General features: G+C 48.4%; 22 protein-coding genes and 1 pseudogene. 6 read left to right on the top strand and 17 right to left on the bottom strand.

Features of this window, described 5'->3' with window-relative positions:
• Nucleotides 1-24: 24 nt before the first annotated feature.
• The gene (gene mgrA / locus ACFORK_RS19755) at nucleotides 25-1,014 is read left to right on the top strand and encodes an L-glyceraldehyde 3-phosphate reductase (RefSeq protein WP_379202113.1); all 990 of its coding nucleotides are present in this window, start codon (nucleotides 25-27) and stop codon (nucleotides 1,012-1,014) included.
• A gap of 407 nt (nucleotides 1,015-1,421) precedes the next feature.
• Nucleotides 1,422-1,670: a hypothetical protein gene (locus ACFORK_RS19750; RefSeq protein ID WP_379202111.1), complete on the top strand. Its 249-nt coding sequence runs from the start codon at nucleotides 1,422-1,424 to the stop codon at nucleotides 1,668-1,670.
• Nucleotides 1,671-1,744: 74 nt separating this feature from the next.
• Here ACFORK_RS19750 and ACFORK_RS19745 read toward each other — a convergent pair whose 3' ends face one another.
• The 8 genes from ACFORK_RS19745 to ACFORK_RS19710 form a co-directional block, all read right to left on the bottom strand.
• Nucleotides 1,745-4,375, bottom strand: a complete 2,631-nt coding sequence (locus ACFORK_RS19745) for an S-layer homology domain-containing protein (protein WP_379202109.1) — start codon at nucleotides 4,373-4,375, stop codon at nucleotides 1,745-1,747.
• Between the two features lie 146 nt (nucleotides 4,376-4,521).
• Nucleotides 4,522-5,781 (bottom strand): O-antigen ligase family protein, encoded by a 1,260-nt coding sequence (locus tag ACFORK_RS19740; protein ID WP_379202107.1) that lies wholly within the window; start codon nucleotides 5,779-5,781, stop codon nucleotides 4,522-4,524.
• A 246-nt stretch (nucleotides 5,782-6,027) separates the two neighbouring features.
• Nucleotides 6,028-6,759, bottom strand: coding sequence for a ZIP family metal transporter (locus tag ACFORK_RS19735; protein WP_379202105.1), 732 nt, complete (start codon nucleotides 6,757-6,759; stop codon nucleotides 6,028-6,030).
• 86 nt (nucleotides 6,760-6,845) lie between these two features.
• Nucleotides 6,846-7,367 (bottom strand): GNAT family N-acetyltransferase, encoded by a 522-nt coding sequence (locus ACFORK_RS19730; protein ID WP_379202102.1) that lies wholly within the window; start codon nucleotides 7,365-7,367, stop codon nucleotides 6,846-6,848.
• 139 nt (nucleotides 7,368-7,506) lie between these two features.
• Entirely contained in the window at nucleotides 7,507-8,310 is an 804-nt protein-coding gene (gene phnE / locus ACFORK_RS19725) for a phosphonate ABC transporter, permease protein PhnE (RefSeq protein ID WP_379202100.1), read from the bottom strand.
• The gene (phnE, locus tag ACFORK_RS19720; RefSeq protein ID WP_379202098.1) at nucleotides 8,307-9,098 is read right to left on the bottom strand and encodes a phosphonate ABC transporter, permease protein PhnE; all 792 of its coding nucleotides are present in this window, start codon (nucleotides 9,096-9,098) and stop codon (nucleotides 8,307-8,309) included. The genes phnE (ACFORK_RS19725) and phnE (ACFORK_RS19720) overlap by 4 nt, the downstream gene beginning before the upstream one ends.
• Nucleotides 9,095-9,883 carry a phosphonate ABC transporter ATP-binding protein gene (phnC, locus tag ACFORK_RS19715; protein ID WP_379202423.1) on the bottom strand — a complete coding sequence of 263 codons (789 nt, stop codon included), beginning with the start codon at nucleotides 9,881-9,883 and terminating at the stop codon, nucleotides 9,095-9,097. The genes phnE (ACFORK_RS19720) and phnC overlap by 4 nt, the downstream gene beginning before the upstream one ends.
• A 111-nt stretch (nucleotides 9,884-9,994) precedes the next feature.
• Nucleotides 9,995-10,975 (bottom strand): phosphate/phosphite/phosphonate ABC transporter substrate-binding protein, encoded by a 981-nt coding sequence (locus ACFORK_RS19710; RefSeq protein ID WP_379202096.1) that lies wholly within the window; start codon nucleotides 10,973-10,975, stop codon nucleotides 9,995-9,997.
• A 172-nt stretch (nucleotides 10,976-11,147) separates the two neighbouring features.
• On the opposite strand from ACFORK_RS19710, the gene ACFORK_RS19705 reads away from it, so the two are divergent.
• Nucleotides 11,148-12,743: a bifunctional metallophosphatase/5'-nucleotidase gene (locus ACFORK_RS19705; protein WP_379202094.1), complete on the top strand. Its 1,596-nt coding sequence runs from the start codon at nucleotides 11,148-11,150 to the stop codon at nucleotides 12,741-12,743.
• A 486-nt stretch (nucleotides 12,744-13,229) separates the two neighbouring features.
• Here ACFORK_RS19705 and ACFORK_RS19700 read toward each other — a convergent pair whose 3' ends face one another.
• Nucleotides 13,230-14,999: a M3 family oligoendopeptidase gene (locus ACFORK_RS19700; protein WP_379202092.1), complete on the bottom strand. Its 1,770-nt coding sequence runs from the start codon at nucleotides 14,997-14,999 to the stop codon at nucleotides 13,230-13,232.
• 191 nt (nucleotides 15,000-15,190) lie between these two features.
• Between ACFORK_RS19700 and ACFORK_RS19695 the strand changes: the two genes are divergently transcribed.
• On the top strand, nucleotides 15,191-16,144 hold the full coding sequence (locus ACFORK_RS19695; protein WP_379202090.1) for a hypothetical protein: 954 nt from the start codon (nucleotides 15,191-15,193) through the stop codon (nucleotides 16,142-16,144).
• 142 nt (nucleotides 16,145-16,286) lie between these two features.
• Here ACFORK_RS19695 and ACFORK_RS19690 read toward each other — a convergent pair whose 3' ends face one another.
• Entirely contained in the window at nucleotides 16,287-16,538 is a 252-nt protein-coding gene (locus ACFORK_RS19690) for a hypothetical protein (protein ID WP_379202088.1), read from the bottom strand.
• Between the two features lie 223 nt (nucleotides 16,539-16,761).
• Here ACFORK_RS19690 and ACFORK_RS19685 point away from each other — a divergent pair.
• A pseudogene (locus ACFORK_RS19685) lies at nucleotides 16,762-16,933 on the top strand (site-specific integrase); the annotation flags it as partial.
• Nucleotides 16,934-16,995: 62 nt separating this feature from the next.
• Here ACFORK_RS19685 and groL read toward each other — a convergent pair.
• The 3 genes from groL to ACFORK_RS19670 all read right to left on the bottom strand — a co-directional run bounded on the left by groL (nucleotide 16,996) and on the right by ACFORK_RS19670 (nucleotide 20,334).
• Nucleotides 16,996-18,627: a chaperonin GroEL gene (gene groL / locus ACFORK_RS19680; protein WP_379202086.1), complete on the bottom strand. Its 1,632-nt coding sequence runs from the start codon at nucleotides 18,625-18,627 to the stop codon at nucleotides 16,996-16,998.
• A gap of 210 nt (nucleotides 18,628-18,837) precedes the next feature.
• Entirely contained in the window at nucleotides 18,838-19,119 is a 282-nt protein-coding gene (gene groES, locus ACFORK_RS19675) for a co-chaperone GroES (RefSeq protein WP_175373947.1), read from the bottom strand.
• 324 nt (nucleotides 19,120-19,443) lie between these two features.
• Complete coding sequence (locus ACFORK_RS19670; RefSeq protein ID WP_379202083.1) at nucleotides 19,444-20,334, bottom strand: LysR family transcriptional regulator; 891 nt, start codon at nucleotides 20,332-20,334, stop codon at nucleotides 19,444-19,446.
• Between the two features lie 192 nt (nucleotides 20,335-20,526).
• On the opposite strand from ACFORK_RS19670, the gene ACFORK_RS19665 reads away from it, so the two are divergent.
• The gene (locus ACFORK_RS19665) at nucleotides 20,527-21,789 is read left to right on the top strand and encodes an MDR family MFS transporter (RefSeq protein ID WP_379202081.1); all 1,263 of its coding nucleotides are present in this window, start codon (nucleotides 20,527-20,529) and stop codon (nucleotides 21,787-21,789) included.
• On the opposite strand, the gene tatC is transcribed toward ACFORK_RS19665, so the two are convergent.
• The 4 genes from tatC to ACFORK_RS19645 all read right to left on the bottom strand — a co-directional run bounded on the left by tatC (nucleotide 21,770) and on the right by ACFORK_RS19645 (nucleotide 24,304).
• Entirely contained in the window at nucleotides 21,770-22,540 is a 771-nt protein-coding gene (tatC, locus tag ACFORK_RS19660; RefSeq protein ID WP_379202079.1) for a twin-arginine translocase subunit TatC, read from the bottom strand. The genes ACFORK_RS19665 and tatC overlap by 20 nt on opposite strands.
• Before the next feature lie 159 nt (nucleotides 22,541-22,699).
• Entirely contained in the window at nucleotides 22,700-22,942 is a 243-nt protein-coding gene (locus ACFORK_RS19655; RefSeq protein WP_379202077.1) for a twin-arginine translocase TatA/TatE family subunit, read from the bottom strand.
• Between the two features lie 139 nt (nucleotides 22,943-23,081).
• Nucleotides 23,082-23,567, bottom strand: a complete 486-nt coding sequence (locus ACFORK_RS19650) for a MogA/MoaB family molybdenum cofactor biosynthesis protein (protein WP_020429419.1) — start codon at nucleotides 23,565-23,567, stop codon at nucleotides 23,082-23,084.
• An 86-nt stretch (nucleotides 23,568-23,653) separates the two neighbouring features.
• Entirely contained in the window at nucleotides 23,654-24,304 is a 651-nt protein-coding gene (locus tag ACFORK_RS19645; RefSeq protein WP_379202075.1) for a 5-formyltetrahydrofolate cyclo-ligase, read from the bottom strand.
• Nucleotides 24,305-24,565: the final 261 nt, after the last annotated feature.

Genomic DNA, 24,565 nt, shown 5'->3' with positions numbered 1-24,565 from the left:
CTAAAACATTTAGGAGGAACATTCATGTACAATGCCAGCCCTACCCGATACGACAGCATGACATATAACCGGACAGGCAATAGCGGTCTCCGCCTTCCAGCCATCTCACTCGGCCTTTGGCATAATTTTGGTGGAATTGATACCTTTGAGAACGGTAGAGCCATGGTTAGACGCGCTTTCGATCTCGGTATCACCCATTTCGATCTCGCTAACAACTACGGACCGCCTGCAGGTTCTGCGGAAGAGAGCTTCGGCCAGATACTGGCCAAAGATTTTGGTGCTTACCGTGATGAGCTGATTATTTCCACAAAAGCAGGCTATTATATGTGGCCAGGTCCTTATGGCGAATGGGGTTCCAAGAAATATCTCGTCTCCAGTCTCGATCAAAGCCTCAAACGGATGGGCCTGGATTATGTAGATATTTTCTATCATCACCGTCCAGACCCTAACACCCCGCTGGAAGAAACAATGGCCGCACTGGATCTGCTTGTCCGTCAGGGCAAGGCGCTCTACGTGGGAATCAGTAACTACGATGCGGAAGATACCCGCAAAGCTTCGCAAATTTTGCGTCAGCTGGGGACTCCATGTCTGATTCATCAGCCGAACTACTCCATGTTGTCGCGCTGGATTGAAGATGGACTGCAGGATGTGCTGTCCGAAGAAGGCATCGGCACCATCGCGTTCTCGCCACTGCAAAAGGGCATTCTGACCGATCGCTATCTGAACGGAATTGCCGCTGATTCCCGGGCAGCCGGACCAAGCGTGTTCCTCTCCGAGAATGAACTTACGGAAGAAGTCCTTGGCAAAGTACGGGAGCTGAACGAGCTGGCTGCAGCACGTGGTCAGAAGATGTCACAGCTCGCCCTGTCTTGGGTTCTTCGCGGCGGAAGAGTAACCTCTGCCCTGATTGGTGCCAGCAAGGTGAGCCAAATCGAGGATGCCGTAGCTTCCTTGAACGCACCTGAGCTTAGTGCGGAAGAGCTGGAGCAAATCGAGTCCATTTTACGCGGATAATTCCATACAAGTATCTCAAAAACGGCAACTGGAGCCGGACAGCTATACGCTGCACCGACTTTAGGTTGCCGTTTTTACTTTGAGACTTGCGTAACAAAGGGGCTGGCTGATAAGGGGCTATTATATTGCTTTGGGGACATTCTGCCTTGTTCTCTCGCTCTCTCGCTCCCTTGCTCTCTTGTTCCCTTGCTCTCATTGATCAATTGCCCCAGGTCTGGAAAGTCGGAGGTTTTGAGAAATAGAGGCAAATCTGCACCTTAATTTGTATTTATACACGATAAAAAGGGAATTAAGAGCAAAAGTGTATACTAATTCTTCGGCTTAGCCCGAAAAGAGGCTTCTCCTGTGAAAATAGAGTGCATTATTGCATCTATTTGCCAAATTCAATGGTTTTATCTTTAAATAAGGTGCAGAATTGCCACTATTTCGGAGCGACCAAACTTCGGTGCCACGAGCGGGCAGCAACAGAGCTATGGAGCACAGAGGGTATGGCGTTCGGGAGGGTAGCGGACGAGCAATTAGCGACCGAGCGTCAGCGGCTGAGCGGCCAGCGGACCAGCGGCCAGCGTTCGAGCGGCCAGCGTTCGAACCCACAAGCCACCAACCGCCATCACCCATCTTATTGGGTCAAGTCATACCAAAGAGGATGTCCTTAAAGCTATAGCTTTGGGGACATCCTCTTGAGTTATAGCATAATTCAATTCATTCTCGCCTCAGCATGAGCCATAAGCTATAGCTTAGAGATCACCATAACGGCTTCAGCGCGAGTAGCTTTCTTATTAGGATCAAGCTTATTATCACTGCTGCCTTGAACCAATTCAAGCTTATGGGCAGCGGCTGCGTATGGCTTGGCCCAGGCCGATATTTGCGCCTGATCGGCGAACGGTATTCCTTCATCGCCTACATTAAAAGGCAACATATACTTATAGGCATACGCCTTCATCACCATAACGACCATCTCCTGACGTGAGATCGGGCGCTCCGGCGCAAACACCGTTTCGGACTGTCCGCTGGCAATCCCCGTCTCCACTACCGCGGCTACGGACTCGCTATACCATTTGCTAGAAGGTACATCCGTAAAGTCAGATGTACCGTAAGCCTTTAAGTTCAACTTACGGGCAATAAAGGTAGCAAATTCCGCGCGTGTCACCTGCTGATTGGGCGAGAAGCGGGTATCACTTGTTCCTGTCGCGACATGCTGAGCTACCATCGATTTGATCGCAGGCAAAGCCCAATGTCCGGCAGACACGTCCGTGAACGACTTGTCATATTGCAGCACCGCATATTTACTGAAATGACTGACATCTACCGACAAATATCCGTCACTTAACCTTCCTCCCAAATATTGCATCCCACCCAATTCGTTCAGATTATAAATCCCCGTGAGATTAGGTTGGCTGCTTTCTACAACTTTGAGTTTTAACGTTACTGGGTAGCTGAACGAGCTTAGCTTGCTTTCCTTACCATCTTCCTTGATAAGTGACAGCGTAATATTGAAGGCTGCACCACCTGGCGTGATGACTGTATTAGCAGATTGCGAAGCTGCTCTGGCTGTATCTTCGGCAAGCTCGGTAATGCCGATCGGGGTGAACCCTACGGAAATTCTTGAATTGACCAGCTGTGCTACAGGAACCAAGCTTTTTAGCTGCTCAAGCACCTGTCCAGGGATAGCCAGCGATAGATCATCTTTTTCAATCACCAGCGTGTTGTCCTTATTTAGCAATTCTCCGGCTGCTGGCAGCAGAAGCTGCTTGATATCCTCGGCAACCGACACTTTGACCTTGCCGTTGTCGCTTCTTAACGCAACACCCAGGGTCTTGGAGGTTCCATCCTTGTCCACTAGAGTTGCTAATAGAGCTGGGCCTGCAGGAGCCAGTCCCACAGTTGCAGGACCCGTGGCAGTTACGCCGCCACCGCTACCACCACTTCCATTTCCTAGGCCTGAACCACCTGGTCCTTCCGTATTACCACTTCCATCCGGTACCTTAGGTATAGGGAAAATGAAGGCTTGCAGCGAACGGCCACCGTCCTTGTTCACAGCAGCTACGTTGACATGATACGTCTTTCCGTTGGTCAATCCATCAATGAAGAAGCTGGTCTTCTGAATCGGAGATTGCGTCAGCAGCTTGCCGTCCAGCCATACCAGATATCCATCCAGATCCGCCTCCGTATTACTGTTCCAGGTCAAGCTCAGTGTCCCGTCTCCTGAAGTAGCTTTCAGACCTGTAGGGGGATCTGGAAATGTACCGATAAACGCATCTACAAATGCTTCGAACCTATAGCTAACGGCATGTTCAGGCAGGGTTTGCAGATAAAGATCAATACCAGCGCTTCTTGTGTTCACCTTGGGTAGGGCAATCTCATCACCAGAAGCCTGTTTGGATAGTCGGAGCGTATAAGTTGCTTTGCTATCTAATGCCTGCTGGAAAGAAAGGCTAATAGTCTTATTCTTGGGCGTTAATCCTCTCACGGGGATCACCGTCCCGTCCGATTTTACCAGCTCGAAATCACTTGCCTGAATAGCATTATAGTTGAGTGTATATGGCGCGGCATTGTAGTCGTAATCAAGCGCATCCGTGAATTTCAAATCCAGATAGAATGCATCTGTAAAAGTATCTGTAAGCTGCTCCCAGCTTGGCGTGAAGGATACAATGCTATCAAGTGGCTGGAGTTTCGTTCCTGGTTTGGCCCCCGCATATTCTGCTTTTGCCTCCTTCATCAAACCTGGGGCTCTCATCATATACGGTGCCGACCTTCCCGTCTCATGGCCCAGCCAGTCCACTGCGCTTACCTGAAATTGGTGAAAGGAATGATATGAAAATACAGGAAGCCGGTCATATCGTTCTGTAATCGGAAACATAGAGTTGTCACGGGTTGAGAAAATCAGCTCGTTATTGTCATACACGTTGTAGTGGGAAAAGCCAAATATTCCTCCACGGTCTACAGGTGACCAATTTAGAAAAAGATGAGTGCCGTCATTATAGTAATCATATTGAAAATTTCGATAGATGTCGGGAGCACCAAACAGTGGGGAGAAATTGAATTCATAGGTGCTTCCCGTTACGCTGGCCGGTATCAGATTCTCATCTCCCGCTCTGACCTTAATGTTCCAGGGAGCCAGTCCCGTTCCGATCTGCCCGTTCACATTTGCCCAGAAAATATTGGATGAAGAGGAATGATACACTGCTCCCACCACGTCCGAAGAGACGGGAACCTCTTGTCCTCCGAGATCAAGACTCAGGGAAATATCCCTCTGATCGGAATAGATAATCCCCGAGATTTCTCCGGTGGACGCATCATACTTTAATTTGAGAATGCTAGCCGCATATGTCAATACCGGAGCGCTCAGGACCAGCAGCATGACAACTGCCAGGGAAACGCTGATTTTTCGTATGATCTTGTGCAGAATAATTCCTCCTAAAAATAGATATGTATGTATTGGAAATCTTTCCCCATAATAAGATGAATTCCAACAAATAACAATATATATTTGCTATAGATATATTCCTATTTCTTACTTTTCTGCACCTTTTTCAACATCTCCTGATACTTCTTGTTAGCGGGAACCTTCGAAGCAGCGATCCTAATCTCGTTAACGGCCTTTTTCATCGTATTCTCATCCCCTTGCGCTTGGGCCAAACCGGAATAAGCAGCAGCCATTTGGTAGTGTACTTCATCCGACCAAGGCAGCATTTTCTCCGCCGATTGCAGGCTTTGCAGCGCGTTGCTCCACTCTCTCGTGGCATTTGCCGCTTCTCCCTTAGAGATCAACATATACCCTGCCGTCATCCAGGCAAAAGCGCAAATAGCGATAAGACAAGGCAGTACGACGCCAGTAGGCCGTAGGCCAGTGAGCATGATCTCTTTTCCCTTGTATCCCGCTAGCTCCATTTCAGAGAGAAGCATTACAAACAAACCGAAGACCAGCGGATAAGCCAGGTCGATGTCAAAAGCAAGGTGGGCACAGAAAAATAGCACGGCCAGCATGCTGCTTAAGCCTTCCCGCCCCCGGCGCCAGCTGGCCCGAAGTGCAGCCAGGATCATGGCGATAAACGCCAAGGCCCCGACAATGCCTGTATCCAGCGCCATTTGCAAATACTGCTGATGCACATATTTTACAAAGACAGAGGGATACAACACCGCCCAGCCTCCCCCGCCGGTACCAATCAGCCAATGCGCCTTCCACAGCCGCAAGCCATCACTCCAATAGATACGACGCAGAGAGAACTCCGAGGCGTCCCAGCCAATGCTTCGAATGCTTCCAGCGCCGCCATGGAGCGCACCAACACCAACCGCGGTTAGAAGAAGCGTAAGGATGATAATTGCTCCCCATACAGCCCCCTTGCTTCTTCTATTCAAAAGCAAATAAAAGACCGTTCCGACAGCGCTAAGAATTAATACTGCTCTTGAACCTGACATCAATAGCCCGCACAGCTGAATGGCCATTAACAGCCAATATCTCTGCTGACTGGACCGCCTGTAGGCGTGCCAGCCTGCGGCCAAGCCAGCTGCCATCACGACAGCGTACACATTGGCATAGCCCAACGTGGATTCCAGTCTGCCCTCGCGGAAGAGGCCGAAGAAGAACCCCCAAAGTGTGAGTCCTGCACCACTCCAGGCCCATGCCGCCCAAAGTTGATCACGCTGATGACCGGATAAGCCAGTAAAGAGCAGCGCGACCGGTAGCAGCAGCGATACTTTGGCCGCCTCCAGCACGGCTTGTTCAGGATTAGCGGCATGTCCTACTGCCAGCCAATATAAAGTCATTATTATCAGTAGAAAGATATGCACCGGTAGCAGCGTAAACCTTTTAACCCTTACCAGATCTATCGCGGTTACAGCATAAAGGACCACAGCTAACGTCAAAAAGGAACGAGGCTCAAAAAAACCCGCTCCAAGCATTCCGACAATTATAAATAACAGCAACGTGTAAAAGGGCAACCTTTTCGTTTCATATGTGGTCATCATAATTGTTCTTGTTCGACAGACTTTACCAAAAATCCTTTATCCATCCTATTGAAAAATCTGTGTGATATACACCATGATTAGAAGCCCGATAATGAACGAATAGGTCGATGAACGCTCATAACCATGGCCGTGACTCTCCGGAATCAGTTCCTTGTAGACGATAAAGAGCATCGCCCCTGCAGCAAAAGCAAGACCATAGCCGACTACATTCTGCATCGAACTGGCTGTAAAATAACCGATCACTGCTGATACCATCTCCATGAGTCCGGTCAATGCGGCGATCCCTAATGCCTTCCACCGGCTTGTCCGGGAGTTCATCATAAATACAGCCAGAATCAGCCCTTCCGGGATGTTTTGTGCACCGATAGCCAGCGCAACCGTGGGTCCAAGGCTGGCCTGCTGGCTGGCATAGCTGAACCCGGTGCTGAGTCCTTCAGGGATGTTATGGATAAAGAGCGCAATGATGACGAGCAATGCCTTGGAATCCATATTGGTGTATCCAGGCTTGTTCTCTACATCTATATGGGGAATATGACTCTCAATCAAATCCAGTAGCAGAACCCCAGTGATCAGTCCAAGGGTCAAAGATATGATCCCCGACTCCTGGATTGCCTGCGGCATTAACCCAAAGGTGGCAGCAGATACCATGATTCCGGCGGCGAATGCAACCAGCACATCCTTCCATTTCTCCGATAGTCTCTTCACGAACAGTATAGGAATTACGCCGAGCACAGTCGCCATTGCTGATAAAAAACTGCCTAGAAGCGCATTAGCCAAGTCTTCAACTCCTTTGGGACAAGTCGGATAGACCAGCATATGCTCTAGACAGGGATATTATTACTATTATTGATATCTCATCGAATTCAAACCGTTCTCCGTTCATTTAAATCCAGGCTCATATGTTCATCGTCGTAGTAAGTATCACCGATCTTAACAGCTTTTTTCTCCTTGCCATAGCTAGTGAAACCCAGCGACTCATACAGCTTTACCGCCGCTTCATTACCAGACATCACAGCCAGGTTCAGAATCTCTACACCCTCAAGCTGCGCCGCTCTGGCGATCAGTTCCTGCATTAAAGCAAAGCCGAGACGAAGCTTGCGGGCTTCCGGGCTCACATAGACCGCTACTACGAGCCCTTTGTGCTTGACCTTCTCCCGGTTCTCCCGGATAAAAGTCACCATACCTACAAGCTCACCATTATCATTAAAAGCTCCGAGAGTGAATTTGTCCTGATCCGGCTGCAGTCTTGTTTCAACCATCCCCAGCGGCATATCCTTTTCATCTTCATAACTGCTTAGAAAGGCTTCAGGATGATCTTTCAATGCTCTTAGCCGAAGCTTCTGATAAACTTCAGCATCGTTAGCGTTTAAAATACGAATAACCAAATCTACCACTTCTCCTTCTTAAACTTACATTCTCCCCTTACCCTATTATAGTACCGCAAATACGATAATTATTGCTTCAATATAAACAAAACCCACACAGAGCTAACTTGTGTGAGTTATGTTTTGTAGCTATTTGTGTTTACACCAAACGCTTCCGAATCGTCCCTGAAATGATATCTATCACCGTAATCATCACAATAATCCCGAGCAGAATGATTCCTACACGGTCCCAATTTCGCGCTCCAAGCGCGAAGATTAGCGGCGTACCAATCCCTCCGGCACCAATGACACCAAGTATCGTAGCCGAACGGACATTGATCTCGAACCGGTAAAGTGTATAGGAGAGGAACCCGGGCAGCACCTGAGGCAACACCGCGAACCACAACACCTGCATGCGGGTAGCCCCAGAGGAAATCAGTGCTTCCAGCGGCCCACGGTCGATATTCTCGATTTCGTCTGCGAACAGTTTTCCCAGCATCCCTATCGAATGCAATCCCAGCGCCAGCACACCAGCAAAAGAACCCGGGCCTACAGCCTTGATGAACAGCAAGGCCATAACAATCTCAGGAAAGGTGCGCACAAAGCTCAAGACCAGCTTACCAGAACCCGAGATTACTTTTCCCCGGCTCATATTCACCGCTGCCCAGAAAGCAAACGGGATACAAACAAATGTAGAAATAAACGTACCTAACACTGAAATTGCCAGTGTCTCCAACAATCCGTGTAGCAAATCCTCGCCGTCCGGCAAATAGACGAATCCCCAGTCTGGGGAGAAGATTCCGCTAAAGATTGCCTTCGTAATCACCCCGGCCGTCTCTTTGAAACCGTTAAACGGAACACCTGAAAACGCCCAAATATAAATGGCGGCCAGCGCCACATAAATCAGCCAGCGGAAACGGTTCTTCCGTGGTTTGGGAACAAGCTCACTCCATGGTTTACTCATAATAATTTCTCCCGCAGCTTTGTACTTGCATAATCAATAATCAGCACCACTGCCAGCGTGAACAGAATGATGGTGCAGGTCTTGTCGTACTCCAGAAAGCCCAGCGTAACCTCATAGTAGTGACCGATACCCCCTGCTCCTACTAGACCAAGCACGGCCGCTGCACGGACATTGATCTCAAAGGCATACAGCACATACGACATGAAATGCGCTTGTACCTGTGGAATTACACCAAATACAATGCGCTGAATTTTGTTCGCCCCCACGGAAGTCATGGCTTCCAGCGGTCCCTGATCAATGGTCTCTAACGCCTCATAGGTAAGCTTGGCAATCAGCCCTAGCGAGAAGACCGTCAAGGCGAATATCCCCGGCAGTGGCCCTAACCCGAAAATCGCTACAAAGATGGACGCCAGCAGCAAATCCGGGATCGTACGAATCAAGTTTAATAAAAAGCGGACTGGATGATGCAACCAGCGGCTAACGGTGATATTGCTTGCACTAAGCAGCGCCACCGGTACAGCCAGAATAGCGCCCAGCGTAGTGCCGACCAGCGCCATCCGGATCGTCTCCAGCATTGCATCCACGATTTTGTTAAAGTAGGACCACTTCGGCGGGAACATCTCCTTCAGCAGGTCCAGCATGTTCGGCAGACCGGATATCAGTTCCCCCAAGCTGGAATTTGTCACAACAGCGCTTCTCCACAGCAGAACAATCAAGATCGCCGCCGTAAAATAATGCTTTAGCCTTCTCGGTGCTTTCGGCCGAAGTTTCTCCGTATTGGTACTCATGACACGGGCACCTCAAGCGCAGACTCACCAAGCAGTTCGTCCTTCTGGATGGGACGTCCATAGATTTCTGCGAACTTCTCATCTGTTGCTTCAGACACCGGCCCGTCAAATACGACCTCTCCGGCACGTAGCCCGATGATTCGGGTGGCATATTGTCTCGCCAAATCAATAAAATGCAGGTTCACAATCGTCGTTATGCCTAACTCTACATTGATTTTCTTCAGATCATCCATAACCTGCTTCGTGGTGAGCGGGTCCAGTGAAGCCACAGGCTCATCGGCGAGAATTACCCGTGCCTCCTGTGCCAGCACCCGGGCTATCGCCACCCGCTGCTGTTGTCCGCCCGAAAGCTGGTCTGCACGCGAATAGGCCTTCTCAGCAATATTCACCCGATCCAACGCCTGAAATGCCAGCTCGATGTCGCTTTTCGGGAAACGGCCAAGGATCGTGCGCAATGTAGAGTGATAACCGACTCTTCCGGCCAACACGTTACGCAGCACGGTGGTTCGTTTCACCAGGTTAAAGCTTTGAAAGATCATCCCGATGTCCCTGCGGATCATCCGCAGTCGGCTGCCCTTGGCCTTCGTAATGGATTGACCGCCGATGCGGATGTCACCCTCTGTAATATCATGAAGCCGGTTGATCGAACGCAGCAGCGTCGACTTCCCCGCACCGGATAGCCCCACAATCACAACAAATTCTCCATTAGCAATGGTCAGATTAATCCCGTTCAGGCCCTTGGTGCCGTTCGGGTAGGTTTTAGATACATTCTGAAGCTCTATCAATGGAATCATTCCTTTGTGTTATATCGAATAAAAGAGATAGCCAGACCGGGGCAAGCGCCCGGACCGGCTATCCTCATGTCTTATCGGTAAGATTGTTGTGAAAGACCCGACCTACTCTGTTTTAACCTTTTGGTTGTATTCGCGAACGATATCGAATTTGCTATCATCGGATTTTACATAACCTTCGTGGGAATAAATATCCTTGATGATCTCGTGACCTTCTTTGTCAGCCACAATATCGATGAAGGCGTTCTGGATTTTCTCCACCCACTCTTTGTTCATGTCAGAGCGAACCGAAATGGTGTCGTTAGGAATCTTATCCGTAAAGGCCAATACCCGTGTGTCTTCAAAGACTTTCGGATAGTCTTTCAAGACAATGTTGCGGGCATCTTGGAAAATTGCAGCAGCATCAACGTCACCGTTCAGCACGGCCAGCACGCCTTGGTCATGCCCTTTAACTGTGATCGCCTGAACATCCTTCAGTGGATCAAGGCCTGCGTCCATCAGTGTAGCAGCCGGCCATACAAAGCCTGCAGAAGAAGTTACGTTCTGGTAAGCAATCTTCTTCCCTTTCAGATCAGCAACAGTTTGGATCGGAGAATCTTTTTTAACAATGATCATCGATTTATAGAAATCCACCAGTTGGTCGGTAGGTGCGCCAGTATCATCATTCACACCGAAGCGTTGTGCTTGCAGGATAACTTCAGCAGCGCCTTTTTCCTTAGCCAATACATAAGCGGTTGGCGGCAAGAAGCCTACGTCTACTTTTTTGGAAGCCATCGCTTCGATAACGGTGTTGTAGTCAGTGGAGATGCTAACTTGGACAGGAATTCCAAGTCTGTCGCTCAGCAATTTCTCAAGCGGCTTGGCTTTGGCTTCGAGCGTATCCGCATTCTGGGACGGTACAAATTGTACAGTCAGCTTCTCGGGAACATAGCCTTCCGCTACTGGAGCCGTCGTTTCCTGTGGTGCGTTGGTAGCAGCCGATCCTTGGTCTGCGGAGTTGGCCTGGTTCGTGTTGTTAGTACCACAACCACTAAGAAATGCAAAGGACATCATTAGCGGCAAAACGAATTTACTGATTTTTTTCAACCTTAAGACCTCCAGATTTGTCTATTTTTTGTACTTCTAAACTATAAAGGGATTCTGTTAAAAGTAAGGAGGCTGATTGTCAATTCTCCGTAAAATCTTCACCCAACCTCTTAAATCCACTTTTATTTCTGTTAGAATGATAGCGAAATGATCTTGGGGAGGCCTATTACTAATGAAAAAAAACGATACTATCACCTGTGAAATTCTCGTCACGAGTGATCTGCACGGCCATATCCAGCCTGTCGATTACCGAACCCGCGAGATGAGTCATCAGGGCTTGGCCCGAATCGCCACCCTCATTCACAAGGAACGACTTCATACACCTGAACTGCTGCTGATCGACAACGGTGATCTTATTCAAGGCACACCGCTGGCATATTATTCAGCCACCCAAGGCAAAGAAGATCAACATCCGGCAATTTCTGCCCTGAATGAGCTGCGCTATGATGCAGCCGTTTTTGGTAATCATGAATTCAATTTCGGAATGGATGTGCTTGATAAAGCTGTGCAGGACTCTAGCTTTCCATGGCTCTCAGCGGGAATTACCGATAAGGATACCGGCGAACCGGCCTTCGGCAAGCCTTATATTGTCAAATGGATTGACCAGAAGATCAAAGTTGTGGTTCTTGGCGTAACTACACACTATATCCCCAATTGGGAGAACTCTCTTCATCTTCAGGGATTGGAATTCCATGACGCCCTTGAATCCGTAAAAAGATGGTGTGCGGACATTCGAACTGACGAACAGCCCGACCTCCTGGTCGTTGCGTATCATGGAGGATTCGAGCGGGATCTGCAGACCGGGGAACCTACGGAAAGACAGACCGGGGAGAACCAAGGCTATGCGATGTGTATGGAGATTGAGGGACTGGATGTGCTGATTACCGGTCACCAGCACCGTTCCATCACCAGTGAAATCAATGGAGTAACTGTGATTCAGCCTAGCTTCAATGGGCAGGCACTTGGCAAGATTACCGCTACCTTCACCGAAGAAAACGGGAAATGGAGACTTCAGGACAAGCAGGCCGAATTACTCTCTGTAGACTCCAGTATTGCTGTGGATGAGCGTATTATTGAGCTGACAAGTGCTGTTGAAGCTAAAACACAGGTCTGGCTCGATTATACCGTGGGGCAGGTTCAGGGGGACCTCTCCATCACTAGCGCTGCCGAATGCCGCTTGGCCGATCATCCGTTCATTGAATTTATGAACAAGGTGCAGATGGAAGCGGCCGGTGTGGACATTTCTACAGCACCACTGCTTCGCAACGAGTGTAGAGGTTTCGATCAGACCATAACACGCAGGGATATTCTCGCAAACTTCATCTATCCGAACACATTGACCGTACTGCGGCTGAAAGGAAGAGATATTCGACAAGCCCTGGAGCAGACCGCCAATTACTTTCAGATCGGTGAAGACGGCCAGCTTGAGATCAACCCAGCCTATATCGAGCCTAAGCCGCAGCATTACAATTACGATATGTGGGAAGGGATTGAATACATTCTCGATATCGCGCGGCCTGTCGGCGAGCGGGTGACCCTGCTGAACTATCATGGCAAACCGCTAGACAATGACGGGGATTATGATGTCGTTATGAACAACTACCGCGCAGTCGGCGGGGGCGACTATGAGATGTATCCAGGAAAACCAATCATCAAAGAGATTCTCATCGATATATCGGAGATTGTGACCCATTATATTGAGCAAAAGGGGCATATTGAGGCAACTTGTGACGGGAACTGGCGAGTAATTGTGGGAACTGATGAATAACTGTGCAAATCTATAAACACACAACATCATTCCGAAAATGAACTCGATGTCTCAATAATGAACTTCCTGTAGCCTAAAGTACAAATGACCCCTTCGTTCGCAAGAACTTCCCTCGGACAAATGACACAGCTCAAATCCACTCGATAGGGCGTGGAAAATAACAGGAATAACTCCTGTTATTTTAATCATATCTACTCTTTTTACGAAAATAGCTGGAAAAAATCCCGTTAATCACCTCGTGTCTGCCGCATTTACGGAGAAAAGAGGTTTTTAACGGGAGAAATTCCCGTTATTTTGATTAAATAAGGGGAACGGAGCGAATTAACGGTATATTTTCCTGATATCAAAATCCTGCTCAAGCTCAAACGTGGGCTAAAGCGAGCGAGTGCAGACATTTGTTCATACGTACAGCATATAATCAGAGGCTAATATAGATGAAGGTACCAATAGTAAAAAGCGCACTAATGAACGCTTCGCTTATTCAAATTAAGATCTGCGGATGAACGCTGCGATATCTTCCTCGATCAGCCCCAACGCCCCTCTCCAGAACTCTACAGAGTGAACATTGATGCCCATTTGGGCGGCCACATCAACGATGTTATGCTTGCTTGTGGCGCTTAGAAACAGACGATACTGAGCTGCAAAATCTTCTCCTCTTTTTAAATACTCCGCATAAAGCCCCTTGGAGAACAGCAAGCCGAATGAATATGGAAAGTTCAAAAATTCATTCCCGGCCATAAAATATCCCGCCTTGCTCAGCCACATATACGAATGAATCGTGTCCGGGTCAATGCTCTCCCCATAAGCTTCCGACATACATGTAAGCATTAACTCATTAAGCTCCACAACAGATAACGTTCCCGATGCCCTACGCTCATACAAGCGTGTCTCAAATAAATAGCGGGCATAAAAATCCACAAGATAATAGCCAGCGTCGGAAATACTTCTCTCCAGGATCGACACAATCTCTTTCTCTGCTGCGCCAGCGATCAATGTCTGGTTGACCAAAGTCTCACAAAAAATCGAAGCCGTCTCCGCAATTGGGATCGGATAATCTGTATTCAGCATCGTCTCTCCCACCAAACATGAGCTATGATAGGCATGACCGATCTCATGAGCAAGCACAGCAACATCCATAGAATTACCTGTAAACTGCGTCATGATTCTGCTTTCCCCAATCGGAAAAATATCAATACACATCCCATAGCCGCCTTTTCCAGCTCTCGGCTGCGCATCAATCCAACACTTCTCAAATACCTTCCGGGCAAAATCCGCCAGCTCCCCACTAAAGGTTCCGAAACTGGATACTATGGTGTTCTGTGCAACTTCATAGGAAATTTCACTCTTTTCATCACTTATTGGCGCAAAAAGATCATAGAACGGTAGCTTAGATGAATGTCCGAGCAATACCGCCTTTTTCTCATAAAAATTGTGGAAGCTTGGCAAGCTTTCTTGAAGTGCCGAGAGCATGGCGTTCAATGTCTCACGGTCCATTCTTGAAGCTGTCAGCACCTTGTCCAAAGGTGAAGCGTAGCCCCGCATTCCGTATACTGTTAGCGCCTCACCGCTAATTCCATTGATGCAGGCCGCACAAATTTGGGCAATCGATTTACAAGCTTGGGCTTCTGCCTCATAAGCTTCTTTTCTTACCATCGGACTATGATCATAGGCCATGCTTCTCAGCTCTGCCAGAGTTACTTTACGCACCTCTTCTTGACTCTCAAGTTCCGCAAGCACACTCGAAGCTGTCTCCATGTAGAGTCTCTCCCAAGCCTTGGACCCGGTGCTCTGCATTTTGGTAATAGTAGCCTCCACTTCTTCATTTAAAACAAACCTGGATTGAGACAACACTTCACTTAAATAGAAACGATGCTCCAACAGATAGGCCGAGCTTCCAACAAGCTCATCCAGATTCTCGCAATCAGCACACCAGCGTTTAAAACCAGCGATTATGCCGACAATTTCTGCATTCGCATGTTCAATATCATCCAGCAGGCTTATTGCCTCCTGACTACTGCCGTCGGCGCTGAGTACCAGCTCTGCGTAAGCCATCAGACAAACATACACACTTTTATATTGATTATGCTTTCTTAAAAAAGCCTCGGTTGCAGCAGGGGTTGGTCCCGCAGTATGCAAATTTGCCGCAGCCCATTCTTTTAAACCCTCTATATATTGATCCAGACGATTGCGATCTTCCTTCAGCTTCTCGGACTCAAAAGAAGGATACAGGCTATCCAGATCCCATGTCATATTCATTGATGAACCCCTCTCCTTAGTACAGTCATATATCTTAAGTTCAATTCCCCAATAATACCAGTAGTCTATATCATTTTTCATTATTATTTTTCACATTTTCCTATAAACTCTTTATTAGGAATTTTAAAGTATAATATGGATTAATATTAATTTTATTAGTAATTATTACTAAATGATTATTGGAGAATAATATGAGAAATTTTACGAACAGCACCGCCAAGAAAATATTGGCCAATGAAATCAGCATGGAAGTATTGTTACAGCAATATCCAGAGTATCAAGAAGAGGTCCTCCACGAAATTAGTGTACTAAGAAACGGCAGAGAGTCTAAGCTTATTACTGCCATCCTTGATAAATATACTGTAAGCGCAAAGATTGCTCATACTAAAATTCAAAAAAGCAGGTTCAATGAAACAACAATAAATGCATTTTTGCCCGATGTAATCAAGGCCCGATTTGCTATTTATCTGCTAGAGCAGCTTAACATCGCCGTTTCATCCAAAACCCCGGAGAATAATGTAAAGTTCAATTTTTGGGATGGCATTATATTGCAGAAGCTTTTATTCAGAAAGGGTCTTGAGAGGAAACCCGTCTCACTGGGACTGTTCAAGTTTTGGTGGAGGTTTGTCATTCAAAAGAAGATATTAATGCCTCTAGTCAATAAAAAAGGAATCTATTGTTTCTATTCGCGAGCGTTCATTAAAGAGCTTTCAACTCTGATCGGAAACCAATCCTGTCTTGAAATCGCTGCCGGTGATGGCACCTTGGCTAAATTTTTGCAGAATGAGCATGTAAACTGCCAAGCTACCGATGACTATAGTTGGAGCCATTACATAACCTACCCCTCCTTTGTGGAAAAAGCGGACGCCAAAACGGCCCTGCTTAAATACACTCCCCAGGTAGTGCTATGTTCTTGGCCTGTACCTAAAAACTCATATGAAAAACATGTATTCAAGGCACCCTCAGTTGACCTATATATCGTTATCGGAACAAAGAATCCCGCATTTACCGGAGATTTTGACGCCTATTATAACGCTGATAAGTTTACTATGGAGTTGGACGAGCGACTTTCTTCTCTCATTCTGCCCCCGTCGGATGAAAATGCTGTTTATCTTTTTAGGCGGAAAAAGAATCCCTCTGCATAGCCTTCCAGCCGTCCCCCTCAAGGCGGAGCTTGAGTGAATGCTTTACTTATTGCGAACTAAAAAGGGATCATGAGGGTCCCTTTTTCCTTGTAATAAATCCAATATTTTAACCTACCCAGGAAGCCTCTTCTTCCCCAATTGATCACACCTCAAAAGACAAGTAGAACAAAGCTACTCCTAAAACAATAACTCCGCCAATTATCATTTCCATACCTTTTCTGTTTCGCAGATAGCGATATCCCCCGATAGATATTAGTGCTCCAGACATCAGTACGATCATCAAGGATAGCTGTTCCCTATTCCTATCATCATGATCTTTGATTAATAACGAAAACACTATAAGAATAGTTGCCACACAGAAGTGGACACCAAGATCTTTAAAAACTTTTCTCACAACAACACTCCTTATGCAAAATGCCCCACCATTACTGGCAGGGCACATTGCTTCCGTTGCATTTATTTTACTGGACACTGGTATGATCTGTAAACTAAATCCACTAGTACATTTTTTACGGGCTTAGTAAACAAGGAAAACTCAATACACCTAAAACCGCAACATCAGTTCGTGACATAGAGGTTGATCATCAGATAATTGCGGGATTCGAAGATCTCTTAGCACTCACACATCACTGCTCGCCGAAGCAGGAGTGTCACTTGAACAACTCTTGCAGAGACTCGGACATGCAAACGACGAGATTACGCGTAAGATATACCTTCATATAACTAAAAAGAAAAGAGGCTTCTCAAAAGTTCAGCGAACTAATGAGAGCCTCTAAAAAAAACGGTTAGCTGTTAACAAATGAACCTATTAATCACCTAGACCCTTGTTCCAGCAAGGGGCTTTGGCTTTATTACATCATGCCACCCATTCCACCCATGCCGCCCATGTCAGGAACGCCAGCAGCGCCTGCTGGTTCTGGCTTGTCAGCAATAACAGCTTCGGTTGTCAGGAACATGGACGCTACGGAAGCAGCGTTTTGCAGTGCGGAACGAGTTACTTTCGCAGGGTCAACAATACCTGCGTCGAACATGTTCACCCACTCGCCAGTTGCAGCGTTGTAGCCGATGCCGATAGCTTCTTTTTTCAAGCGGTCCACGATAACGGAACCTTCTTGACCAGCGTTCGCTGCGATTGTGCGAACTGGCTCTTCCAACGCGCGAAGCACGATGTTTACACCCGTTTGCTCATCGCCGGATACAGTTACTGCGGCAACAGCGTTATATACGTTCACAAGAGCTGTACCCCCACCGGATACGATACCTTCTTCAACCGCAGCGCGGGTTGCGTTCAGGGCGTCTTCGATACGCAGTTTACGCTCTTTCAATTCAGTTTCAGTTGCAGCGCCAACTTTGACAACGGCTACGCCGCCAGCCAATTTAGCCAGACGCTCTTGCAATTTCTCTTTGTCGAACTCGGAAGTGGTTTCTTCCAGTTGAGCACGGATTTGGTTTACGCGAGCAGTGATGTCCGCTTTGTCGCCGCTTCCGTCAACGATTGTAGTGTTTTCTTTGGTTACGCGCACTTGACGTGCGTTACCCAATTGCTCGATGGAAGTGCTCTTCAGGTCCAGACCGAGCTTCTCAGTGATCACTTGGCCGCCAGTCAGGGCAGCGATATCTTGCAGCATAGCTTCACGGCGGTCGCCAAAGCCAGGAGCTTTAACAGCAACAGCGTTGAAAGTTCCGCGCAGTTTGTTCACGATCAACATAGCTTGTGCTTCGCCTTCGATATCTTCAGCGATGATGACAAGCGGTCTAGCTTGTTGAACGATTTTTTCAAGCAATGGCAAGATTTCTTGCGTGCTGCTGATTTTCTTATCTGTGATCAGGATGTACGGGTTGTCCAGAACGGCTTCCATTTTGTCCGTGTCAGTGATCATGTACGGAGAAATGTAACCACGGTCGAACTGCATACCTTCAACCACTTCAAGCTCAGTCAGGAATCCGCGGGATTCTTCAACGGTGATAACGCCGTCTTTGCCCACTTTTTCCATAGCTTCAGCAATCAGTTGGCCTACTTCGTCGTCAGCAGCAGAGATTGCCGCTACTTGAGCGATGGATTGTTGACCTTCGATTGGCTTAGCGATCTTTTGCAATTCTTCTACTGCTGCACGAACTGCTTTGTCGATCCCTTTGCGGATAACCATAGGGTTAGCGCCTGCAGTTACGTTCTTCAGACCTTCACGGATCATAGCTTGAGCCAGAACAGTTGCAGTTGTAGTACCGTCACCAGCAACATCGTTAGTTTTGGTAGCTACTTCTTTAACCAGTTGAGCACCCATGTTCTCGAATGCATCTTCGAGTTCGATTTCTTTGGCGATGGTTACACCGTCGTTAGTGATCAGCGGGCTGCCGAATTTCTTCTCCAGTACCACGTTGCGGCCTTTCGGTCCAAGTGTTACTTTTACCGCGTTTGCCAAAGCATCAACACCGCGCAGCATAGCGCGACGAGCATCTTCACTGAACTTGATTTCTTTTGCCATTGTGTAATATACCTCCTAAAAGTTTTGTTAGCATACACTACTTAGATATTCTCCGTCAAAACTGGCTTCGAAAGCATCGACTTAGTTTTGTGAATATACTTCTTCGATCTTCATCGTCAAAACTGGCTTCGAAAGCATCAACCTAGTTTTGTGAATATAATTCTTCGTGCACTATTCATAAGTAATTGAGTTCAAGCTTATAGACGACTCTTAGTCAAGAATCGCGTGAATGTCGCTTTCTTTCATAATCAAATATTCTTTGCCTTCGTATTTGATTTCAGTTCCGGCATATTTTGAGAAGATTACACGGTCGCCTTCTTTAACTTCTAGTGCCACACGCACGCCATCTTTCAATGCGCCGCTGCCTACTGCGATAACCTTGCCTTCTTGTGGCTTTTCCTTAGAAGAGTCCGGAAGCACGATTCCGAAAGAAGTAGTTTCCTCCTGCTCGCTCGGTTCTACCAATACGCGTTCACCTAAAGGTTTGATCATGAAAAATAGCCTCCTTTAAAATTATGTGATTGATCTTGAAAACAGAGATTAGGAATATCGCTACAGTCTAGAGACTGCGATATTTTGAAAAATATGAATCTGGCATAGAGAATGCTCGTCATTCCATATTTTTCAGCAGCATTAGCACTCGACACTCCGCAGTGCTAACAACAATTTTTATGATACTCAACTTGAGAGCGGATTTCAAGTCCTTTTACACAAATTCGTATTTTGTTTTCGGGAAAAAATGGTTTTATACGGTTGTCCGACACATACCCCTTTACATTCTATCCAGCCATCGGAAAAATATGCCTTCCCCCGCTCTCACCCACCCGTAACAGCATCTTGTCTGTGCTTTCGGATATAATCGAGGCTTAGTCGTATGAATTCGGCAGCCAGCGGCGGGATATCGAGGTCATTCTTGACCGCCATCACCACTTCCTGCATGAGTACAGGCGCAAAAGAAACAGCCGGTAGCTTGGCACCGAGTCTGGAAATATAGAACCGAGGCAGTATGGACAAGCCCAAGCCTTCTTGTACCATCGCCTGAATCGTATTGAAATCCTTCACTTCCATCACAACATTGAAGCCGGGATGACGAGATAGCAGCAGCTTGCGCAGATCCTCGTCCTTCGGCATAAGGAAGCATTGCTCTTTGATTTGCTCGAAATCCAGAAAGGGTTCCTGCCCTAACGGATGATTCTCCGGCAAAAGCACGACCATCTCATCACGGATCAGGGGCACACTATGCCACTGCGGGTCCGGGAACATCGTTATCCCAATATCAATAATGTCACTTGCGATCCATTCGTTGATCTCCTCGGATTCTCCCTCGAAAACCACAACCTCTGCGCCAGGAAAAGACTGCTTGAACGCCTCGGACAATTCTGGCACGAACCGGCAGGCAATATCCGGCGTAGCACCAATCCGCAGCGAACCGGCCTGCATTTGCGCGGCGAGAGCCGCTTCTTCCTTCATGACCTGGGTTGTATGCAAAATAAGACGGGCATGCTTCAACATCGCCTCCCCGTTCCCGGTCAGGACAATGCCTTGACGGCTGCGGTGAAACAGCAGAATGCCCAATTCTTTCTCAAGACTCTGAATCATCTGCGATACGGCGGATTGGGTAAAGCCAAGATCTTCGGCAGCCCGGGTGAAGCTCTTCGCTTCTGCTGCGGCCGCAAATACTTGCAACTGAAGTATGGTCATCTTCATCCCTGCCGGAAGCCGACAGAAGAATCCTCCCCTCTATAGTACATCTGAACATCATGCCCAAACCAGCCATTAGTAAAAACTAATATCAACATCATCAACCTTAATTTTACTAACAAAATAGCGGCATGTATACTCCAGTTGTGCAGATCAGGAAATGCACTAGCCGAGTGAAAGAAAGCGGGGAAACACCATATGTCAGCCAAAAAAATCAACCGATTATCATTCTTTCAGTCCTATGACGGAGCAGTTTGGCTTCAGTTCACAGGCACTATTCTCAGTTCATTAACAATGTTCATGATCCGGCCCTTTCTGGTCTTATACCTGCATGACCAAATGAACGGCTCTGTGCTGCTGCCGATCCTGATTGTCGGCCTACAGCCCGTATTTGGCATCTTCGTCGGAATCGGCGGCGGGAGCCTCAGTGACCGATACGGACGCAAGCCGGTCATGGTTGCTTCACTGCTGCTGCAGACTCTATCCTTCGCGGGCTACGCCCTGGCGGACGGAATTCTCTTGTTCGCAGCCGCCTCCATCCTGAATGGGATCGGCTCCGCCCTGTTCCAGCCAGCGGCCAGCGCCCAGATCTCCGACATTGTCCAGCCGGAAAAGCGGGCAGAGGTCTACGCGCTGCTGCACATGGCGCTAAATTTCGGCGCTGCCTTCGGTCCCGCTCTTGGACTCATGCTGTTCTCCTGGAACGTGCATATCGTCTTCTGGAGCGCCGCATTGCTGCTGGCCGCCTATTCAGGGCTACTCTGGCTTCGCCTGAAGGAATCGGCACCGTCCAGGCTGCGGGGAAGCGGACATTCGACTGGGCCAACCGTGCCTTGGCTGACAGCAGCCAAACAGCCAGAGAACCGGATGATCCTCTGGCTGACACTCTGCTATCTGCCTGTCGGCTTTCTGTATGCCCAGGTGGACTCTACATTACCTTTTCACCTGCAGACTCATTTCGATAACTATAAAGCCGTACTTGCTACGATGCTAACCTTCAACGGTGTGACGGTCATCCTGCTCCAGTTGTTGGTCGCCAAAGTGACGGCACGCTTCACCGCACGCCGTATGCTCAGCATCGCCTACCTGCTCTTCACTGCAGTCGCACTGGGCTACGGCTTCGCCCCCACACTTGTCCTGCTTCTGACCGCAGAGTTTATCTTCTCTGTCGGCGAGATGCTACATGGACCTCATGCACAGAAAGCCATCGCTGAGATGGCTCCAGCAGAACAGAGAGGTTATGCCTTCGCCATCTATGGCATGGGTCCTCAAGTCTCCAGGGCGCTTGGCCCACTGTTGGGCGGCATTATCCTGGATCTCTGGAACGGCACTGCCCTGTTCGTGCTGATTGGCCTGTTTACCCTGATCATGGGGAGGATTCAGTCAAGCTTGTTACGCGATGCTGCTGCTTCAGGGAAGAATCGCTCGACAAGCACTCCCGCTAATCCTCCTGTTGCTTAACATATCGCTCCTCCAGCTCCTTATCCGCAGCCAGTTGCTTACGGTAGACAAAGGCAGAGAGGAACACGCTGAATTCATACAGAATCAGCAGCGGAATCGCTACCAGAAAGTCAGAGATGAAATCCGGCGGAGTAATCACGATCCCGATAAAGACAAGGACGAAATACGCGTAACGCCGCAGTTTACGCAGGCGCAAAGGATTCAGAATTCTGATTTTCGTCAGGAACATCACTACCAGCGGTAGCTCAAACAGCAGTGCCATCGGTAAAACGAGGCTGAACATAAACTCGAAATATTGAGCAATACCATAGGTTTCTTCCAGTCCCATATCTCTTGTGATGGAGATCGTAAACGAAAGTGCCATTGGAAACACAATAAAATAAGCGAATAATACCCCAAGAATAAAAAGAATAAATACGTAAGGCACATAACGCAGTGCCGCTTTCCGCTCCACCTCACGCAGCCCTGGGCTGACGAATGCCCATAGCTGATAGATGATAAAAGGGACGGATATGGCCAGTGATACGGCCATGGCAATCTTCATGTACATCCCGATCCCATCCCAGAAGGAGAAGGCATGCAACACGAAGCCTTGTGCCAGATCGGAACGGATCAGATATTCGTAGATCGGCTTGCCGCAGAACAATCCGCCCACCAAACCCAGAACAAAAACAATTAGCACATAAATAATCCGTTTGCGCAATTCGGTGAGATGATCTACCAACGACATCTCATCACCCTTCACAGACATGACAGACACCACCCATGACACAAAATAACCCCACAAAGCATGGAGCTCGCTGCTCTGTCACCATACTTTGTGGGGTTTTCTGATACTAATTTACAAAAAGGGGGCGCTCTCCAAAGTCACAAGTCGACTTAAGAGAAAACCCCCGCCTTAATTGTTCTATTATTCCGGCAGACGTCTGTCCTGCGGAACATTGGTCGCTGCATTCTGCGGGGCTTCCGGCGCTTGCGCTTCGCTCTTCTTAGCCGGCTCAGAATCACCGACGATATCACGTGCACCTTCCTTGAACTCGCGGAAGGTTCGTCCAACTGCCCTACCCAGTTCGGGAAGCTTATTCGGACCAAAGAGCAACAGCGCCAGTATCACCAGCAAAATAATTCCCGGAGTACCAATTCCACTAAACATTGTTCATCCTCCTTGTCATTCTGTCCGTTCATGATATCGTTTACGTCGATTTAATAATACCATAACTTATATCACACATCCATCGATTTTCTTCGAGTGATAGGGTGATATGACAAGACAATGACCCGGAAAAACAACATTACTGGCGATACTGTCCAGTCACCATCAATAATGCCTCAGGAAGCTGGTCCATAATGGCCGCCAGATTCTCATGCACACCCTTCGGCGTACCCGGCAGATTCACAATCAGCGTACGCCCGCGTATGCCGCAAATGCCGCGGAACAGCATCACTGCGCGGTTCTTCTGCATAACCGTGCTACGCATCGCCTCCGAAAGTCCTGGTACCTCCCGCTCAATGACACGCCGTGTGGCTTCTGGCGTTACATCGCGGATGGCAAGATCCGTCCCCCCAGTGGTAAGCACCAGGTCCGCCTGAAAATAATCAGTCAATTCTATTAAAGCAGCAATAATCTCATCCTGCTCGTCAGGGACAATTCGATATTCAACAATCTCCCCTCCAAGCTCTTCCTCTACCAGCTCCCGGATCACCTGGGCGCTCGTGTCTTCCCGTTCGCCCCTGGCCCCTTTATCGCTGGCCGTCAGGATTGCTGTTTTCCACGCCATAGGTTCGCCCTCCCTCTCTTATATGCTATGTATCGTTATGCAGTGCAGCGCGCTTCTAGAGCTTCTGCACTTCTTGCTGTCAGGGGTTATCCCTTGAAAAATTCTCCACTATGGCAATCCAGCACGCCATGCTCCGTAATCAGCATGTCCATAACAGCATCATGATCATCCATCGGTACTTCTTCCACGATCTGCATGCCATAGGCTAGCCCGATCCACAACGGGGTGCTCATTCCTTTATAGAGATCGCCGGCCTCCCAGGATGAACGCAGACGGTCATAGTAACCCCGTCCATATCCGAGGCGTCCGCCCCGGGTATCAAATGCCAGTCCCGGTACGAATACTGCGGCCGGGAGTTTGCGGGAGACCATAGTCTCCGCATCTTCTCCGGCCGCTATCGGCTCCATGATACCATACGTACCGACGGACAGCTCCTCCCAGGAAGTGACCTGGTGCAGTGTCATGGTTCCGCTACTGGGAACAACCCGGGGCAACATTACCTCGCACCCTGCTTCCCAAGCGCGTGTAAGTAGCGGCCTGGTGTTCAGCTCTGAACGGAAGGATACATAGGCCATAATTGAAGACAGCGTCTCAGACTCGCCCCATGCCCAGGCATGGCGGCAGACCCTAGCGGACAGCTCACTGCGCTGCCCTGGGGACAGACTGTCCCGGGCGGTAGCCTGCTGCACCCGCAGCTCGCGCTTTCTTCGCGCGAGCTCTTCATGCAAGCCCGTCATAAGCTTCCGCCTCCCTCTTCTGTCCGTCGTTTCTCCTAGTTTGTAAGATTAGTTTACCACTCTTCTCCCCGGTTCGCCAAGATAGCCCGAAGACATGGTTTTGCGTACGGGCGTTCCCCGTGTCCCGGGCCCAGTTCGTGAAACGTTCGGGTCTTCTTTCCTTCTGACAGGCTCTCGCACCGGAAACGCTTTTCATGTAAACTAAGAGGAATACGTGATTATAGCGGCTGAGGCGACAGCGCCAAGGCGTAATATGCAAGG

Origin of the sequence: Paenibacillus sp. GCM10012306, from assembly GCF_042649265.1 — a bacterium.
GTDB lineage: Bacteria > Bacillota > Bacilli > Paenibacillales > Paenibacillaceae > Paenibacillus_AQ.
The sequence above is the reverse complement of the archived record's forward strand: the minus strand, read 5'-3'. Positions and strand labels throughout refer to the sequence as shown.